Source organism: Gammaproteobacteria bacterium, assembly GCA_029880545.1.
Classification (GTDB): domain Bacteria; phylum Pseudomonadota; class Gammaproteobacteria; order Acidiferrobacterales; family SZUA-150; genus JAOUOD01.
Genome location: JAOUOD010000005.1, coordinates 68,830 through 85,571, shown reverse-complemented (window position 1 = coordinate 85,571; position 16,742 = coordinate 68,830). Strand labels below are relative to the sequence as shown.

The 16,742-nt window shown below is 53.9% G+C and carries 16 protein-coding genes and 1 pseudogene; 1 reads left to right on the top strand and 16 read right to left on the bottom strand.

Annotation, left to right across the window (positions count from 1 at the left end; genetic code table 11):
• Window positions 1-67: 67 nt before the first annotated feature.
• The 15 genes and pseudogenes from fliJ to OEZ10_07025 form a co-directional block, all read right to left on the bottom strand.
• Window positions 68-496, bottom strand: coding sequence for a flagellar export protein FliJ (fliJ, locus tag OEZ10_07095; GenBank protein MDH5632749.1), 429 nt, complete (start codon window positions 494-496; stop codon window positions 68-70).
• Window positions 493-1,836 (bottom strand): flagellar protein export ATPase FliI, encoded by a 1,344-nt coding sequence (gene fliI, locus OEZ10_07090; GenBank protein MDH5632748.1) that lies wholly within the window; start codon window positions 1,834-1,836, stop codon window positions 493-495. The genes fliJ and fliI overlap by 4 nt, the downstream gene beginning before the upstream one ends.
• A gap of 37 nt (window positions 1,837-1,873) precedes the next feature.
• On the bottom strand, window positions 1,874-2,539 hold the full coding sequence (locus OEZ10_07085) for a FliH/SctL family protein (GenBank protein ID MDH5632747.1): 666 nt from the start codon (window positions 2,537-2,539) through the stop codon (window positions 1,874-1,876).
• A complete protein-coding gene (fliG, locus tag OEZ10_07080; GenBank protein ID MDH5632746.1) occupies window positions 2,532-3,548 on the bottom strand; it encodes a flagellar motor switch protein FliG in 1,017 nt (338 codons plus the stop codon). Before fliG ends, OEZ10_07085 begins: the two co-directional genes overlap by 8 nt.
• The gene (fliF, locus tag OEZ10_07075) at window positions 3,541-5,256 is read right to left on the bottom strand and encodes a flagellar basal-body MS-ring/collar protein FliF (protein MDH5632745.1); all 1,716 of its coding nucleotides are present in this window, start codon (window positions 5,254-5,256) and stop codon (window positions 3,541-3,543) included. Before fliF ends, fliG begins: the two co-directional genes overlap by 8 nt.
• Before the next feature lie 49 nt (window positions 5,257-5,305).
• Entirely contained in the window at window positions 5,306-5,635 is a 330-nt protein-coding gene (fliE, locus tag OEZ10_07070) for a flagellar hook-basal body complex protein FliE (protein MDH5632744.1), read from the bottom strand.
• 9 nt (window positions 5,636-5,644) lie between these two features.
• Complete coding sequence (locus OEZ10_07065; GenBank protein ID MDH5632743.1) at window positions 5,645-7,018, bottom strand: sigma-54 dependent transcriptional regulator; 1,374 nt, start codon at window positions 7,016-7,018, stop codon at window positions 5,645-5,647.
• Window positions 7,008-8,204, bottom strand: a complete 1,197-nt coding sequence (locus OEZ10_07060) for an ATP-binding protein (GenBank protein ID MDH5632742.1) — start codon at window positions 8,202-8,204, stop codon at window positions 7,008-7,010. The genes OEZ10_07065 and OEZ10_07060 overlap by 11 nt, the downstream gene beginning before the upstream one ends.
• A 90-nt stretch (window positions 8,205-8,294) precedes the next feature.
• A pseudogene (locus OEZ10_07055) lies at window positions 8,295-9,359 on the bottom strand (sigma-54 dependent transcriptional regulator).
• Between the two features lie 830 nt (window positions 9,360-10,189).
• The gene (locus OEZ10_07050; protein ID MDH5632741.1) at window positions 10,190-10,507 is read right to left on the bottom strand and encodes a hypothetical protein; all 318 of its coding nucleotides are present in this window, start codon (window positions 10,505-10,507) and stop codon (window positions 10,190-10,192) included.
• The gene (gene fliS, locus OEZ10_07045) at window positions 10,507-10,959 is read right to left on the bottom strand and encodes a flagellar export chaperone FliS (GenBank protein MDH5632740.1); all 453 of its coding nucleotides are present in this window, start codon (window positions 10,957-10,959) and stop codon (window positions 10,507-10,509) included. The genes OEZ10_07050 and fliS overlap by 1 nt, the downstream gene beginning before the upstream one ends.
• Before the next feature lie 110 nt (window positions 10,960-11,069).
• A complete protein-coding gene (gene fliD / locus OEZ10_07040; GenBank protein MDH5632739.1) occupies window positions 11,070-13,070 on the bottom strand; it encodes a flagellar filament capping protein FliD in 2,001 nt (666 codons plus the stop codon).
• 71 nt (window positions 13,071-13,141) lie between these two features.
• Window positions 13,142-13,522, bottom strand: coding sequence for a flagellar protein FlaG (locus OEZ10_07035; protein ID MDH5632738.1), 381 nt, complete (start codon window positions 13,520-13,522; stop codon window positions 13,142-13,144).
• Between the two features lie 89 nt (window positions 13,523-13,611).
• Complete coding sequence (locus OEZ10_07030; protein MDH5632737.1) at window positions 13,612-15,171, bottom strand: flagellin; 1,560 nt, start codon at window positions 15,169-15,171, stop codon at window positions 13,612-13,614.
• A gap of 229 nt (window positions 15,172-15,400) precedes the next feature.
• Window positions 15,401-15,691 carry a PilZ domain-containing protein gene (locus tag OEZ10_07025; GenBank protein ID MDH5632736.1) on the bottom strand — a complete coding sequence of 97 codons (291 nt, stop codon included), beginning with the start codon at window positions 15,689-15,691 and terminating at the stop codon, window positions 15,401-15,403.
• A gap of 154 nt (window positions 15,692-15,845) precedes the next feature.
• Here OEZ10_07025 and OEZ10_07020 point away from each other — a divergent pair, with 154 nt between their 5' ends.
• Window positions 15,846-16,067 (top strand): hypothetical protein, encoded by a 222-nt coding sequence (locus OEZ10_07020; protein ID MDH5632735.1) that lies wholly within the window; start codon window positions 15,846-15,848, stop codon window positions 16,065-16,067.
• Between the two features lie 7 nt (window positions 16,068-16,074).
• Here OEZ10_07020 and OEZ10_07015 read toward each other — a convergent pair whose 3' ends face one another.
• On the bottom strand, window positions 16,075-16,719 hold the full coding sequence (locus OEZ10_07015) for a cation transporter (protein MDH5632734.1): 645 nt from the start codon (window positions 16,717-16,719) through the stop codon (window positions 16,075-16,077).
• Between the last annotated feature and the right edge of the window lie 23 nt (window positions 16,720-16,742).

Below are 16,742 nucleotides of genomic sequence, written 5' to 3'. Positions count from 1 at the left end.
TGTAAACGGATAATCTGCAAATGCCGTGCCTGCAATTCATCTATGCAATCACGGTTTATGGTAATTGTTAACGGCCGTTAACAATCAGCGCGGCAATTTCATCGGTTATCTTCTGATCGGCCCGGTTTTGCAGATATTTTTCCCGTGACTTCCGGTTATCAATGATGGTGCGTACACTCTTTTCCCTGCGCAACCGTTCTATCCATGCCGTTTTCAATCGCTCGGTCGTTTCGGAAGAAACGGATACCTTGTGTTCCTGCCCGGTAATAGCGGATTGAATTGTTCCGAGGAACAGGTTCAGGTTCCTGAAAGATTGTATGTTGCTGGTGCCATTATCCCGACGCCTGGCTGCATATTCATGGTAGTAATCCTGCAAACGCTGCAGCTGTTGCTTCTGCAGTTCATGGTTTTCCAGACCGGCCCGGTACGCCATCTCTGCTGCGCGTGTTTCGTTTTCGAGAACGGTCAAAACCCGATCCAGCGATTCTGCGCTCATGATGCAGCTCCATTAATCGCTTCTTCGGGATTGTTGGCACCGACCTGCGTACCGTCAAACAACTTCGCCAGCTGGGTAACAGACTGGCCCACGGCCGATGCCTGTCCCGGCTTTTGAGAAATGTAGGATCGAAGTCTCGGGTACAACGCAACCGCGCGATCAAGTTCGGCATCCGCACCTTCCTTGTAGGCACCGATATTTATCAGATCAGAACTTCGGTTATACAGGGAATAGTATTTCCTGAACCGTGATATAGATTCCCTGTGGATTTCCGTGGTCACATCATGGATCACTCGGCTAACGGAAGATTCAATATCAATCGCCGGGTACAGTCCGCCATCTGCCAGCGTACGCGACAACATAATGTGGCCATCAAGTATTGCCCGCGCAGAGTCGGCTACCGGGTCGTTGGTATCATCACCTTCAACCAGTATTGTATAAAATGCCGTAATTGAACCGGACTCGGATTCCGAGTTGCCGGTACGTTCAATCAACTCCGGAATACGGGAAAACACCGAAGGCGGGTAACCTTTTGTTGCCGGCGGCTCGCCTACGGCCAACCCGATTTCACGCTGCGCCTGGGCATACCGGGTCAGGGAATCCATCAACAACAATACGTGCTTGCCCTGATCACGAAAATACTCGGCAATGCGGGTAGCTGCCAATGCGCCATGCAGACGCATCAACGGCGCCGCGTCGGCAGGTGATGCTATCACCACTGACCTGGACATTCCCTGCTTGCCCAGGTTCTTTTCGATAAACTCCTTTACTTCGCGACCACGTTCACCAATCAGACCGACAACTATCACTTCGGCTTCAGTGAATCGCGTCATCATGCCCAGCAGCATGCTCTTGCCAACACCGCTGCCGGCAAACAAGCCTATTCGCTGCCCCCTTCCGACCGGCAGCAAGCCGTTGATTGCCCTCACACCGACATCAAGCGGCCTGTCAATAGGATGTCGTGAAAGGGGATTTATGGGACGACCACGCAGTTCCACCATGTGTGCATCTGACAGCGGTCCGAGTCCGTCAATGGGTGCACCACTGCCATCCAGCACACGACCCAGTAATTGCGGGCCGACATTGAGAACACCGTGATCGGGCATTGGCGTGACACGCGCATGTAACTGGAACCCGTGAGCATGGCCAATTGGCATGAGGTACAAGGTATTGCGATTGAAGCCGACCACCTCGGCATCAACAGCCTTGCCGTCACTGCCCTCGATTCGACAGCGTGTACCCAACGGCGCATAGCAACCGCTGGCTTCAATGGTCAGCCCTACCATTCGTGTAAGCCTGCCGCTTACCAACGGCCTGGGTTTGCGCAGGCATGCGCCCATGTCAGACAGGGCCTGGCTCCACCCGGTATTGCATTGCTCAACCAGGCTCGTGTTCATCGCGGACCTCTTCATACATGTTGGCGATGGTGTGCTCGATCACCGACGCGAGCCGCTGCTGCGCGGTATTCTCCACCTCGGACAGCTCGGTCTCCAGCCGGCAATCGCCACGTCCCAGCGCACTGTCCGGCAAAAACACCACGCGGGAGAACCCATCCACAGCCAGATCCGAGCGGGCATAATCCAGGTCATCCGGGCACACGTATACAACCAGCTTGCCACTTTTCTCAGGCAAACAGGCTATGGCCTCATCAACCACCGTTGACAACTGGTCAGGCGCAAGAGTGATTTCACGTCCAATCACTTCACGGGCAATCTTTACTGCCAGGTCTACCAGCTGCTGCCTGACCTCATCACCTACAATCTCGGCCTGCGGAGCCAACAATGCACTGATACCCTCAACCAGCTGCTTTCCGCTTGCCAGTCCTTGCTGCAAACCCTCTGACCTGCCCTGATCAAAACCTTCCTGCCACGCATCTTTCTGGATTTTCTCCAGCGCCTGCGCTGTTACCGCCGCTGACGGGGATTCCAGCAACTCCTCCACGTCATGGGACGATACAATATGCGTATCCTCGATATCACGCATATCGGGTATAACCCACGATTCATAGCGGTCAAGATCAGCGGATTTGATCAGCTTAGACAAACTCTTCGCCCCCCTTGCCGCCCAGTGTCAACTCGCCCGAATCGGACATGCGACGGGCGGTACTCAGTATTTCTTTCTGTGCTGTTTCCACTTCGCTTAGGCGTACGGGCCCCTTCACCTCAAGATCATCACGTAACATTTCAGCTGCACGTTTTGACATATTCTTGAGGAACTTCTCCTTTATGTTTTCCGATGATCCCTTGAGCGCTATAACCAGCGTATCCGTTTGCAATTCACGCAACAGCGTCTGAACTCCGCGATCATCCACAGTCGCCAGGTCTTCAAATACGAACATCAGCTCTTCGATTTTATCGGCCAGAGCTTCATCGGTTTCCTTGACCTTCTCGATGATTGCCGATTCGATAGACGACTCAATAAAGTTGAGAATATTGGCAGCCGTCTTGATACCGCCAACACTGGATGATCCAACGCTGCTGTTGCCGGTAAACTGTTTTTCCAGTATGTCATTCAATTCATTCAGCGCACTGGGTTGTATGCCTTCCAGGGTTGCGATGCGCATAATGACGTCATAGGCGATGTCGTCCGGCATCAGCGACAACACCTCGGCCGCCTGCTCGCTTTCAAGGTAGGCCAGGACGATGGCGATAATCTGCGGGTGCTCCAGGCGTATGAGTTCGGCCACGGCACGCGGATCCATCCACTTTAGTGTTTCCAGGCCCTTGGTATTGGCACCGTGGAGAATCCTGTCAAGAACGCCACCGGCCTTCTCTTCACCCAGGGCATTGACCAGCATGCTGCGAATGTAATCCTGGTTTCCGATGCCCATCGCCGTTTCATTTTGCGCGGTTTCAACAAAGTCGCGTAACACCCTCTTGGCTTTCTCCTTGGTAACATTGCTAACGTTTGCCATTGCATGACCAATACGCTGCACTTCCTTGGGCTGCATATGCTTGAGCACTGCCGCGGCATCAGTCTCACCGATACTCATCAGCAGAATTGCGGCACGCTCTATGCCGGACACCTGTTCCCTCGAGGTTTCTTCAGCCATCGCTTGAAATCCATGTTTTGACTACCTGGGCAACACGCTTGGGATCTTCCGCAACGAGCGCCTTGGCAGCATCAAGTTCATTGTCATAATTGAATTGTGACGGAGCCAGTTCTTCGAGACTCAGCATTCTAGGCTTTCCGTTTTCATCAACTGCCTGCGCGCCGGCTGCTGATCCATTCGGCAACAATGGCATTTGCCCGGAGGCATCCGGCGTAACAGTCTTGAGTTCAGCGGCAGTCAGGTTACGCATGGCTGGTCGCAGCACCATAAGAATCAAAAGCAATACGCCGATAGCACCCAGAACTTGTTTTGCAATGTCATGAACCCAGGGCTGTTGCCAGATCGGCTCTTCAATCGCCTCGACGGCCTCTTCCGTAGTCAGGTAAAACGATGAGTTGACGACCTGGACAGCGTCTCCACGTTCGGCATTAAAGCCGACAGCCTGCTTTACCAGCTCGGTAATCCTTGCCAGTTCCTCTTCGCTTCGCGGTTCGGAAACAGGCTTGCCATCTGCGTCCGGCTTGATGCGATCATCGACAACAACGGCAACTGACACACGCTTGACCGCCCCGGGCACCGTACGGGTATGACTGATGACGCGATCCAGCTCATAGTTACGCGTGGCCTTGCGGGTACGAATATCATTCTTGTCAGCAGTTTCCGGCCGGGTTTCACCCCCGGCTCCAGGCCCGGCGACCACTTCCGGGGCTGATCCGGCGCCCGGCGGAGTATTGGCTAATGCCCCCGGCACCCCGGCCAGGCGGTTTTCAAGGCTGGTTTCCTCATGAACCTGTTCGCTGCGTATTGCTGTCGGGTCAGGTTCGTAGTCTTCACGGGTCTGCTCGGTAATGGTTTGTTCGAAACTCAGCGCCACCTTGGCCTTGATCTTGCCTTCGCCAATAATCGGTACCAGCAAGTCCTCGATCCGGCGCACGTAGCTGTCTTCCATTCGCTGTGCGAATTCGAGATGATCCGCTGCCATTTCTGCATCGTTATCGGATTCACTGGTCAACAAGCGGCCTTTCTGGTCAACCACGGTGACGTTTTCCGGGCTCAGGCTGGGAATACTCGAAGCCACCAGGTGAACGATGCCATCAACCTGTCCCTTGTTCAGCCTTCTTCCAGGGTAAAGATTGACGAAGACAGAAGCCGTAGTTTTCTGCTTGCTGTTAACAAACATGGTTTGTCGTGGCATGGCCAGGTGTACCCGGGCACTGTCGACGTTACGAATAGTCTTAATGGTGCGTGCAAGCTCTCCTGCCAGGGCGCGATTATAGCGGGCCGTTTCCATGAACTGGCTGACACCGAAGCCGTTACCCTTTTCCATTAACTCAAAACCGTCATCTCGCGACTGCGGCAGCCCCTGGCTGGCGAGCCTGAGCTTGGCTTTGTGCAGCTCATCATCTGGAACCATGACGGCACCACTGCGGTATTCAACCTGGTAGGGAATCTGCGCCTGGTCCAGCGCTTCGACCACCTGCATCAGGTCGCGCTCGGCAAGATTTCCGTACAACAGCTGGAAGCTGGGCTTTTGCGACCACAGCGCAACTGCGACACCCAGTGCAATGCTGGCTGCCAGCCCGATCATCAGCCCGACCTGTTTCACCACCGGCAACCGGTTTATGCCGCGAATACTGGCAGGCGCCTGCATGGTGCGTCCTTTTTGTGGCACCACCTGTGCCGGTGTCAATTCCACTGCTTCAGCCATTTGTCGTTATCCGTAATGATCAACCCTGTAATTTGATCCTGACTGATGATCAAACCTGCATATTCATGATTTCCTGGTAGGCGTTTACCAGCTTGTTGCGCACCTGCAGCATGGTCTGGAATGAAACACTGGCCTTTTGCGATGCAATCATGACCTGTTCGATGCTCATGCCAGGATCACCTTTCTCAAATGCCTTGGTTGCATCACCCGCGGCCTGCTGCATCTCGTTTACCTTGTCAATTGAATCCTTGAGCAACTTGCCGAAGTCGACGTTATTCGCTGCCCTGGTTTCATCAAGCGCAGGTGCTGCCTGGTTTTTTGCAAGCGCAGCGTTGATCCGCAACTGGGCGAGTAACTGGTTGGCGTTGATTTCGTTCATATGTCCCTCTTATGCCTGGATTCTTGCGGACCCCGGTACCGCGATACCGGCTTCGCGCATACGTGCGAGCTTGTAACGCAAGGTTCGCTGGCTGATGCCCAGTCGTTCCGCAGCTGACTTCCTGTTGCCATGAACAGATTCGAGCGCTTGCAAGATCGTGGTTTGCTCCTGCTCGCGCAACCCGGCCGGCAGGTCGACACTATCCACTGCCTTTGCTGATGCAATTTCGGTTACCGGCAAATCCCCGGATTCAAAATGAAGATCATCCGCAGTAATCGTGCCACCTTGCTGCAGAATCAGTGCGCGTTGAATCACGTTTTCCAGTTCGCGCACATTACCCGCCCAGGAATGCGTCAACAGCCGCTGCTGTGCTGCCTCGTCGATACCTGGTATCGTCATCATCGACCGCTCTGCGTGCCTGGCCAGCAGTGAACGTGCAACCGGGAGAATATCCGCCCGTCGTTCACGCAGCGGCGGCATTGATACGGGGAATACGTTCAGCCGATAGTAAAGGTCTTCACGAAACATGCCGGACCGGACAAACTGTTTCATGTTGCGATTGGATGTGGCCAGTACGCGTACATCAAGGGAAATGGTCTGCTTTCCGCCAAGGCGTTCCAGTTCCCGCTCCTGCAATACGCGCAGCAGCTTCGCCTGGAGTGCCAACGGCATTTCCGAGATTTCGTCCAGCAACAAGGTGCCGCCCTGGGCCTGCTCAAACTTGCCTTGCTGGGTTTGTACAGCGCCGGTAAAGGCGCCTTTCTCATGCCCGAACAGGATTGATTCCAGCATGTTCTCCGGTATCGCCGCGCAGTTAACGGCAACAAACGGCTTGTCGGCACGGGGCGAATGATTGTGAATATAGCGCGCCAACACTTCCTTGCCAGTACCGCTCTCGCCGGTAATCAATATAGTGGTATCTGTTACCGCCGCCCTGGAAACCAGCGCCAACAACTGCCTGGTGGCATCATCCTCGCAAATAAAGCGATGCTCTGCGGAATCCTGCGCTGGCCCTGATGACAGGGTCATGTTGACCTGGTCAATCAACATGTCCACTTCAAATGGCTTGGCCAGAAAATTGACCGCACCTGCCTGCATTGCCGAAACTGCCTGGGGAATATCGCCATAGGCAGTCATCATCAATACCGGGATATCGGGATAACGCCGGCTCATATGATGCAGCAGGGTAAAACCATCCATGGGATCCATTTGCACATCGGTGATGACCAGGTCCGGGCGGCTGCATGACAATACTTCCAGGGCACTTTCACCATCATGGGCAAGACTGACACAGTAGGCCTCGGCTTCCAGGGTATCGCAAATGGCTTCACGCAAGGACTGGTCATCCTCAACAACCAGTATGATCTTTGTATCAGCCGCCATAACACACCTCTTCACCATCGGTGTTGCGTTTGGTGCCGGGCATAGTCGGCAATTCAATTCTGAAACAGCTTCCTTGACCGGGACTGGATGTGGCCGAAATCGTGCCGTGGTGCGAATCCACAACCCGCTTGACCACGGACAATCCGAGCCCGACACCATTTGCCCGCCGGGTGAAAAACGGCTCGAATATCCTGTCCTTGATTGCCTGTTCGATACCGGGACCGTTATCTTCAAACGTCAGTACGGCGTTGCCTTCCGGTGTGATTGAGGATTGCATGCGTACTTCGCCGCCATGACCACAAATCTGGATGGCATTTACCGCAATGTTCTGAAACGCGCCAAGCAAGGCCTGCCGATCCGCTGTCACCAGGATTTTTTGTTCCTTCCGGTATTGGAAATCGATTGTGCAGCCATGCTGATCGGCAATGGGTCGAAGCCCTTCAAGCAGTTCGTTCATTATTTCAGCCATATCCACTGTCGAGGTAACCGGATGGCTGTAACGGACAAAGCCAAGCATGTCTGCCACCATGGTTTCGATTTGTTTCATAGACTGGTAGACGCGTTCAACGGGGGCAGCAACTTCTCCTGGAGCCGACTTCCTGATCCGGGAAACATACAACAGCGCCGAAGACAGTGGCGTACGAATCTGGTGGGCCAGTCTTGCAGCCATTTCGCCCATGGAGGCAAGACGCTTGTTGAGCTCGGTCTTCTGGCGCATGGCGCGTAATTCAGTTACATCATTGACCAGGATGATCTGACCTGGCGTAGTACCCAGGTCACTGGTCTCCACGGTAACCCAGGAGTCGTTACGCAGTTTCAGCTCCTGGTCGTCATCCATGTCCAGTTCGAAACATCGATGAAGCACCCGGTACCAGGGCTCACCTTCAAGCGGCTCACCCAGCAACTGCCTGGCTGCCGGATTGGTACTGCTGATGATGCCATTGCCATCCAGCACAACAACACCGCCGGGCAACGCGGCCAGCAATGTTTGCAGCCGGTCTGCCAGCGCCACCCGGGCAACCGCTTCCCTTTGCTGCAGTGCACGCGCCTGCTCAAGCTCGCCGGTAAGATGGTCAATCCGCGTTTCCAGCACACGGTAGGCCGACTCCAGGTCACGCGAGGCATTGTTGAATATCTCGAATGCCTGGCCCAGCTGTTCCGGTGTAAGTTTGTCTGCCGCGTCCATTGTTTAGGTCCTGGCCCTGTCAGTTTTTTGAACCTTGCGATTCAGTTGCGCAATACGCTTACAGCAAGTTCTGTGCCGACAATTTATTGACTAGGCCTGTACCACTGCATCTGAATACACCATGCCGTCAAAGGTTTTCCTGTGACGATCGTTCTTCACACCATACTTGCGCAATTTCTCCACCAGCGTGGTACGGCGCATCTTCAGCAATGAAGCGGCATGGGCAACAACGCCATCAGCCTCTTCCAGCGCCTGCATGATGTACGCCTGCTCCAGCTCGCTCAGGTGTTCCTTCAGATCAATACCGTTCTTCGGCAAGCGCGCCGGTGCACCGACATCCCGGTCGGGACTTTCTGCAACAACCGCCGGCTCCTCTGTAACCGTGTCGATCTCAAAGCCCGCGCGGTAGCGCTCAGGAAGATCCGCCAGGCCAATCTCATTGCCGGAATTCATGATAGACAGGCGTTCAACCAGGTTGGCCAGCTCTCGAACATTGCCGGGCCAGGAATGCTGGCTGAATGCCTGTATTGCTGATGCAGAGAAAGCCAGCTTGCGATTCCGGTTATAGGGAAGCCGGCTGGTCAGTGCCTTGACCAGGGCCGGGAGATCCTCAAGACGATCACGTAACGCCGGCATTTCGACCGGTAACACGTTAAGCCGGTAGTACAAATCTTCACGGAACCGGCCCTGGGCGATATCTTCTTCCAGGTTGCGGTGCGTGGCAGCAATAATACGTACGTTGGCCTTGATGCTGCGCGTACCGCCAACGCGGTCAAACACTCTTTCCTGCAGGACGCGCAACAGCTTCACTTGCATGGGCAAGCTCATATCCCCGATCTCATCAAGGAAAAGCGTGCCACCTTCGGCCAATTCAAACCGTCCACGACGCGTGGTAATGGCTCCGGTAAATGCACCCTTCTCGTGACCGAACAATTCACTCTCCAGGAGATCTTCCGGAATGGCGCCGCAGTTGACCGGAATAAAAGGCATATCACGACGCGAAGAACACTTGTGCAGGTTGCGCGCCACCACTTCCTTGCCTGTACCGGACTCACCCAGCACAAGCACGTTGGCATCAGTATCCGCAATCTGGCAAATCACATCGCGGATCCGGCGAATCGACGGGCTTTCTCCGACCAGCGTCTTGGCGACATCCTGGGCCGCATAATGATTTCCGGTCCCGCGTCCCGGCGCCCGAACCAGGCAATCAGCGAACAAGGATTCAACTTCACTGGAGCGCAGGGGGTAATCAACAAAATAGACAGGATGACCGGAACTTGTCAGTTCAACTTCATAGGTGCGGTCGGTAAGGATAAGGGCGACACTGTCATTGCACTCCATAAGCGCCTGGGCCAGGTTACGCTCCTCCTCGGCATCACCAAAATGACTGATCAGCACAACCAGGCTGTCTGCGGACTCTCGCAACCTGGTAAACAATGCGTCTCTGGCGCTGATTGCCGAGCAACGATGCTCGAGGTATCGAACGACGGATTCTATTGAACGCACCGCGTTGTCATTACGACTGACTACCACAATTTCTTTACCGCTCATAACACCTGCACCCCTGTATTGTTAGTTGCTTCTTTATCCGTACAACGCACCCCGGAACCAGTCATATCTCCTGGGCCCCGCTTTATTACCGGATCATGTTTAATGAATCCTGTAAAAGCCCGGTAATCCTGCGGATGATGACAACTCGTTGACTATGTCGGTTATGATAGAGGAGAAAGTGTTACACGTGCGTCAATTCTGACGCGTATTTGTTAACAAAGGTGAAGGCAGGAAGAATTATTTGCGGGAACGTATTTTTGACACCGAAACAGGCCCACTGATACATACAGTCTATGAAAATACATGTGATTTTTACCTTGTTTCAAGTAGCAATAAACTGCAAGGCGCACCGTTACCATGGACGATAACAGCGTAACGGAAGTTTTTAAACGATAATAAAAAGCGGGAAAGAGAGGGTTCTCTATGGGAAACAACTACAGGCTGTATACCCTGTTCATATTCTTCTTTGCAGCGACTGGTTTCGCCTGCAGCAATATCTCCTGCTGCTCATCAAGACAAACGGATTCCGCCGTTTCCATTTTCCGGATAATACCCTGCAACAGCAATCTTGTTGATTCAGTATACTCATCTCCATCCTGGTAATGCAGTACCGATACAACGGCCGAACAGATATCCCTGGCCTGGTAAGTCAGTTGCGAAAGACGAGACCAGTCTCTTCCGGTTATGGCCTCGTCCATAGTTCCGGACAGTTCATCCAGATCGCACAACAATGTTTCGATATCCTGGTGCATCAGCCTATTACCGGCATGTTGGCCGCCGCGGTCTTCTGCGCCGTGCGCTTGCTGAGTGATACTGCCTGCTCACCAATCTGGTCCCAGGCAAACTTGATTTCTCCCAGGAGCCTGGCTACTTCATCCAGCCTGGACGCATCATCATTCATGTTTGCCTCAACCAGTGTCCGGCCCATATATTCATAAAGATCATCCAGGTTTCTTGCAATATCGCCACCGGCAGGAAGATCAAGGCTCATTCTCAGGCCGTCAATGATGGCAATGGCGCGACCAATTGCCGATCCCTTCTGGCTGGTCTCGCCCCTGGACATATGTCCCTTGGCCATGGATATACGATCCAGCGCTCCCTCCATGAGCATTTGTACGAGACGGTGTGGTGACTCATACGAAACACTGTTGGAATCAGTATTGCGGTACTGTTTCAGTGCTGCTGCTGCATTAGGGTAACTCACAAAATCACCTCTTGAACATTTGGTATTTACTGTCAACTTCACGTTTGACTGGCGCGTTGTACAAGCTGCCAATCTAATCCTTTATCGTCGAAACAGGTCCAAACTTTAAACTACGATCTTTGTTTTGCACCTGGCAACGATGCCAACTGTTGCGCAATAAAGTCACTGGTACTGCGTAACTGGCTCACCAGGAGATCAAGCGCACTGAACTGGGCCATGTAACGACGCTCCAGAACCTCAAGCCTCTGTGAAAGGGTTTCGCGCTGCTTCTCTATGTCTTTCAGGCTTTCGCTTATCCCTTCTGTACGACTGCTTATCAGCCCGTCTCCATCAACAAAATCATCAATAACGGAATCCAGCTGTGCCGCCAGACCGAGCGCATAGGTAACCGTGCCACGATCTCCGGTTGTATCACCACCGACCCTTACCCGGACACCATCGGCCACGCCGCTGCCTGACAACTGTTGACCGCTTCCTGTTGCCGGGTAATTGCCCAGAGCACCGGCAACATCCACGCCGTCGGTTCCGCTGGAAACACCTAGACCAAGACCTGACGTGGTATTGGAAACGATTTCCAGTTTTGATTCAGATCCATATTTAGAAGATACAATTTCCAGGTGATCGGTGTTATAGCTTACCGATACACCTGTTCCAGACGATGCAAGTGTACTGTCGCCATTGATCTTGCTTTGTATTGCCGCAGCCAGTGCATCACCGCTGGCATAGGTCATGGCTTCCAGCGTTATCGTGCCGCTGGTCTTGCCGTCCACCTTGATAACAAAGGTATTGGCAGGAGACGAGACCGTCAGACTGCCATTTGCCGCAGCGATGTAGCTTGCCCGTGTTGCCAGGGTGCTTACCGAAACGTTATAGGTTCCCGGTTCACGCACCTTGCCGGCATCAACAATTTCAATATTGTCATCAGAGGCCACACCGGATGCAGCAAACAGGCGCGCCACGTTGGCATAGTCGGTGTCAAGCGCGCTCTGTAGCTTGCTGCTGTCGACACTTAACTTGCCGTTGTTGTCGCTCTTGATACCGACGGAATAGAGACTGGCATAATTACCGCTGGCACCGGCAATGGTATTACTGACCAGGTTGCGAATTCGGGATCGCACGCCCCTGATAGTCGAGTCACCGATAAGAATGCCTGACTCCCGACTGTCCGGGTTATAGGCAGTAAGTTCATCCAGCGCACTCATCAACGCATTATAGCCTTCGACAAACTTGTCCACCTCGGTCTTGAGCTGGCCGGTATTGCCGCTTACGGTGACCGTTTCCGGGCTGGCACCGGTCTTGTCCTTAAGCGTCAGGGCCAGGCCGGTAATGGTATTGTTCAGGGTATTGGTTTCGCTGGTAATGGACAGACCATTGATTTTCAGCTGTGCATCCAGCGCCGCCTGGGTTTCAACCAGGTTCTTGCCGCTCCCTGCAGCCGCGTCCGGATCGTAGGCAATTGCTGACAGGCCACTGGTATCGGTATTAAAAGTATCGGTATCAGAGATGCTGATCTTCAGGCTGTTCCTGGCACCACTGTGGTCGGACGTCATCACCAGTCGAAAACCACTGCCATCATTGATAATCGATGCCTTGACGCCGGTATTGGCTTCGTTGATAGCATCACGGATTCCGGCCAGGGTGTTACTGCCGGAGTCGATGGTGATTGTCGAGCTGGCACGCTCGCCATTTAGCTCAAAGCCTGTACCCTTGGCCTCGCCAAAGCTGATCGTAATAGTACCGGTTCCGACAACATCCGATTCAGATGCATAAGCACCGGTAGCAACTGCATGTTTTTGCGCCAGCTGGCTGACTTCGATGCTGTAACTGCCCTCGGCCGCAGATGATCCGGCGCTGGCAGCGATAATATCGGTATCGGAAGACCTGGCTGTGCGCGGTGGTTCAGTGGCCAGGCCGGCGAGACCTGACAATGAAGACTGAAACGCGGACAACGCTCCCTTGAGACTGCCGTAGGCACTCAACCTGGCCTGCAGACCTGCCTCGCGCCTGCCCAGACGCAGGCTGGCTGGCTCAGCTTCCGCTGCGACCAACTGCGAAACGAGGCTGTTGATATCCAGGCCGGAACCCAGTCCGGCAGAACTGATTTGTGCCATTTTCTTTCACCCGATTACTTGTGTGCACGCGAAATTGCTGCTGTTACGCAACAAAGCAAAAACGGGGCCAATCAGGCCTCGTCTTTCAGCAGAACACCCTGGAGCCGTTCCAGGTTATGGGCAATCGCCTGGGAGATGGCAACAAATTCTTCCGACGGAATCTGTCGAATCAGGTCACCTGAATCGCTGTCTATAACGCGTACAATGGTTTTTCCTGAATCGTCATCAACGCTGAACTGGAGACCGCGTCGAACCAGCTGGACTTGCTCCTTGATCTGGTCAACGGCTTCCTCGACTTGTTGCCGACTGACTTCTTCCAGCGAAGCCTCTTCCGGCAAGCTCTTGCCTTGTTCCGGCAAATGTTGCCGCCCACGTGGCACATCAGCGCCATGGGCGGAGTAGTTTCCGTTTAGCGGAATTACTGCCGATGCACTCAGTGCTTCAATTGACATAGCATCTACCTCAATATCAAACAGGGAAATGCGCCCGGAACACAACCGTCCCGGGCGCATCAATTCGACATCCAATGTCGAGAATTAACTTACTGCAGCAATGACAGTGCGTTCTGCGGCAGGACATTTGCCTGGGCGAGAACAGATACACCAGCCTGTTGCAGGATCTGTGCACGAGTCAGCTCGGCAGTTTCCGTTGCGAAGTCGGCGTCACGGATACGAGACCGTGCAGCAGACAGGTTTTCAGATGTCGTCTGCAGGTTGCCGATTGTAGTTTCGAAACGTGACTGCACCGCACCGTATTTTGCACGCTGTCCGTTTACTGCTGCCAGGGCGGAATCCACCATGGCCAGGGTACGGGTAGCGGAATCAAAAGTGGTAACGTCCATATCACTGACCTTCTGCAACTGCGCCGCATCACCGGCAACGGTCAACAGGAAGCCGGTACCGGTACCGACAGCGCCGGCGTTGGTATCAACGACGTTGAAAGACTTTTCGGAATCGAAAGTCAGTTCGCCGGTAATCCAGGCATCATTGGTACCGAACACGCCTACACCGTTGGCGGCGGTAGCGGTAACGGTATTGCCGCCATTAACATCAGTAATGTCAACATCGTTGCCGGTTACCGAGTCATTGACGATGCGGACATCGTTGCCTGCTGAGTTCTGCAGAACGATATCTGTTCCGTTGTCAGCCAGCTTGGCGGTCACGCCTGTCTTTGATGAAACGTCATTGAAGGCGTTGATAGCGGCAGCCAGGCCGTCAGCATTGATGCTGGAGCCGGTGGTAAACGAAATGGTTTGTGCCTGACTGGTTGAGTTGTCAGATGCAACCAGCATGGTGTAGGTTGTATCAGCAGCAAAACCTGTCATGTTTACTTCGGTACGGGCTGAAGCGGTAACACCGGTGTTCTCGGTCTGCGCGTTAACCAGGGCAGCTACGTCCTTGGCACTGGTGCTGCCACCATAACCCACGTCTACACTGCCTGCAGCGCCATTAACAGTCAGGGTGCCGGCGCCAACACGTGATGCACCAAGAGTGCCCCATGCGCTGGAAATGGTTGAACCCACGGTACTGCCTACAGTCAACTCGCCATTACCGCCAGTGGTGGTAGCCGCAGACGCGCCGATACGGTAGTTACCGTAAGCGGTGGTACGGAAGTTGGCAGAGGTTACGTTGATCGTCTGGTGTGCATTGGCACCTACCTGGAATACGGCAGAAGTGAAAGAGCCATCCAGCAATTTGCGACCGTTGAATTCGGTCTGCTGGGCAACACGATCCAGTTCCTGTACCAGGTTGGACACTTCGTTGTTCAGCGCCTGGCGGTCACTGGCAGAGTTCGAGGCATTGGCAGACTGTACTGACAATTCACGAATACGCTGCAGGATATCACCGGCAGATTGCAGTGCACCTTCAGCAGTCTGTGCCAGCGAAATGCCGTCATTGGCATTTCGTGCAGCCTGGTTCAGACCACGGATCTGTGCTGTCATGCGCTCGGAGATGGCCAGACCGGCGGCATCATCCTTCGCGCTGTTGATACGCAGGCCTGAAGACAGGCGCTGCAGTGCTACACCCAGATCGCCTTGTGAGCGATTCAGGTTACGCTGCGCATTCAGCGAAGCGATATTGGTATTGATAATCTGAGGCATTTTTCTCTCCTCTGGGCCATGACTGTCAATTCAGCCAATGGCCGGTTAAATTCACGTATGTATTACTCATGAATGCCGTGTGATGGCATAAGGGCGAACCCTCGATACAGTTATCGGGGTGCCAGGAAAAATCTTTAGAAATACAGAAAGGAAATTAATTGCCGGTCAGTCAGGCCTGCGACCAGCGGCTAGCCATGCCAGACGGGGAAGGGTCAGTTGGTGATCTTGCTCAGGCGAGCCTGCCGAGAAATTCAATACCGATTCCGCAGTCACTGTAGTGTCGCACCACCGCCTTCATTGCCACCGGCTGAGCCTGGTTCAGAAACTCCGGCAAGGTTACGCTTAACTCTGTCCCAGGCCTCGGCATGTTCCTGCCGCCGGACAACAGGAACACCCCGCCTTCGGAGATGTTGCCGGTTTTCAGCTTCATGGGAGTCCTGCCCGGCATCGTTACCAGTACTTCAATTGATATCTCGCTGCGCTCGTACTTTCGACACTCTCTAAAATCGGGACTGGTCATTAATACACCCTGTGATTTTTCGTAATTTCTTTATTAAAGTAATAAAATTTATTATGAAGAATCATTGCTCGCGATTCCAGCCGCTTTTGTCAAATATTGAAAACTGGAATGGTCAATCAAGTCTGGCTAGAATGGCCAAAACAGGAGAAAAGACGTGCAAAAAGCGTTTAAGCTATTGATCACAGGCATAATAATCGGACTGATTATAGGGTTTCCGCTCGGGATTAACTTTGGTCGCGGCGAACCGCTACTGAGCAACCCTTTCAAGGATCGCAGTGTGGCCAACCGGATGACAGACACTGTCAAACGCAAGACCGGTGAGCTGGTAGAAGGCGCCCGCGACAAACTGCACGACGTCACCCGAAAGGAACAATAGGCCGCGCCTAGGTCCCGGAACCTGCGACCGAACAACGGCTACGCTCGGTTTCCGCTTCGACCAGGATGCGCCGGCCACCATAAAAGACCAGCACCGCGATAGCTAGGCCAACGACCAGGTCCGGCCAGCGACTGTCCAGCCAGGCGACCAGGAATCCACTGGCAATAACAGCTACGTTGGCCATAACGTCGTTGGCTGAAAATATCCAGCTGGCACGCATGTGAACCTCACCCTTGCGGTGCCTGGCAATCAGCAGCAGGCAGGCGACATTGGCCGCCAGCGCCAGCAGGCCGATCGCAATCATCAGCGGGGATTCCGGCTCACTGCCAACCAATACACGCCGCCCCACTTCCAGCAACACCGTCAGCGCCAATATCATCTGGAACAAACCACTCAGGCGGGCAGCAGTGATCTTCAGGTTGGCCGAACGCGCCACCGCATACAGTGCAATACCGTAGACCGCGGCATCGGCAAACATGTCCAGGGAATCGGCCACCAACCCGGCGGACTGGGCAATCCAGCCGGCTGCCAGTTCGACGACAAACATGACGGCATTGATCAGCAAAAGGATGATGAGATCACGACGCTGACCGGCCGAACCCTGATCCGACCCGGCAACCATTTCTTCGTGCCCACAACCACAACCCGCCATTATCACCCCGCGTCGCTGCAAAA

Coding starts and splice junctions, on each gene's coding strand:
- fliJ (MDH5632749.1), bottom strand. CDS start 496: ATGAGCGCAGAATCGCTGGATCGGGTTTTGACCGTTCTCGAAAACGAA.
- fliI (MDH5632748.1), bottom strand. CDS start 1,836: ATGGGCGCATGCCTGCGCAAACCCAGGCCGTTGGTAAGCGGCAGGCTT.
- fliG (MDH5632746.1), bottom strand. CDS start 3,548: ATGGCTGAAGAAACCTCGAGGGAACAGGTGTCCGGCATAGAGCGTGCC.
- fliF (MDH5632745.1), bottom strand. CDS start 5,256: ATGGCTGAAGCAGTGGAATTGACACCGGCACAGGTGGTGCCACAAAAA.
- fliE (MDH5632744.1), bottom strand. CDS start 5,635: ATGAACGAAATCAACGCCAACCAGTTACTCGCCCAGTTGCGGATCAAC.
- OEZ10_07065 (MDH5632743.1), bottom strand. CDS start 7,018: ATGGCGGCTGATACAAAGATCATACTGGTTGTTGAGGATGACCAGTCC.
- OEZ10_07060 (MDH5632742.1), bottom strand. CDS start 8,204: ATGGACGCGGCAGACAAACTTACACCGGAACAGCTGGGCCAGGCATTC.
- OEZ10_07050 (MDH5632741.1), bottom strand. CDS start 10,507: ATGCACCAGGATATCGAAACATTGTTGTGCGATCTGGATGAACTGTCC.
- fliD (MDH5632739.1), bottom strand. CDS start 13,070: ATGGCACAAATCAGTTCTGCCGGACTGGGTTCCGGCCTGGATATCAAC.
- OEZ10_07035 (MDH5632738.1), bottom strand. CDS start 13,522: ATGTCAATTGAAGCACTGAGTGCATCGGCAGTAATTCCGCTAAACGGA.
- OEZ10_07030 (MDH5632737.1), bottom strand. CDS start 15,171: ATGCCTCAGATTATCAATACCAATATCGCTTCGCTGAATGCGCAGCGT.
- OEZ10_07025 (MDH5632736.1), bottom strand. CDS start 15,691: ATGACCAGTCCCGATTTTAGAGAGTGTCGAAAGTACGAGCGCAGCGAG.
- OEZ10_07015 (MDH5632734.1), bottom strand. CDS start 16,719: ATGGCGGGTTGTGGTTGTGGGCACGAAGAAATGGTTGCCGGGTCGGAT.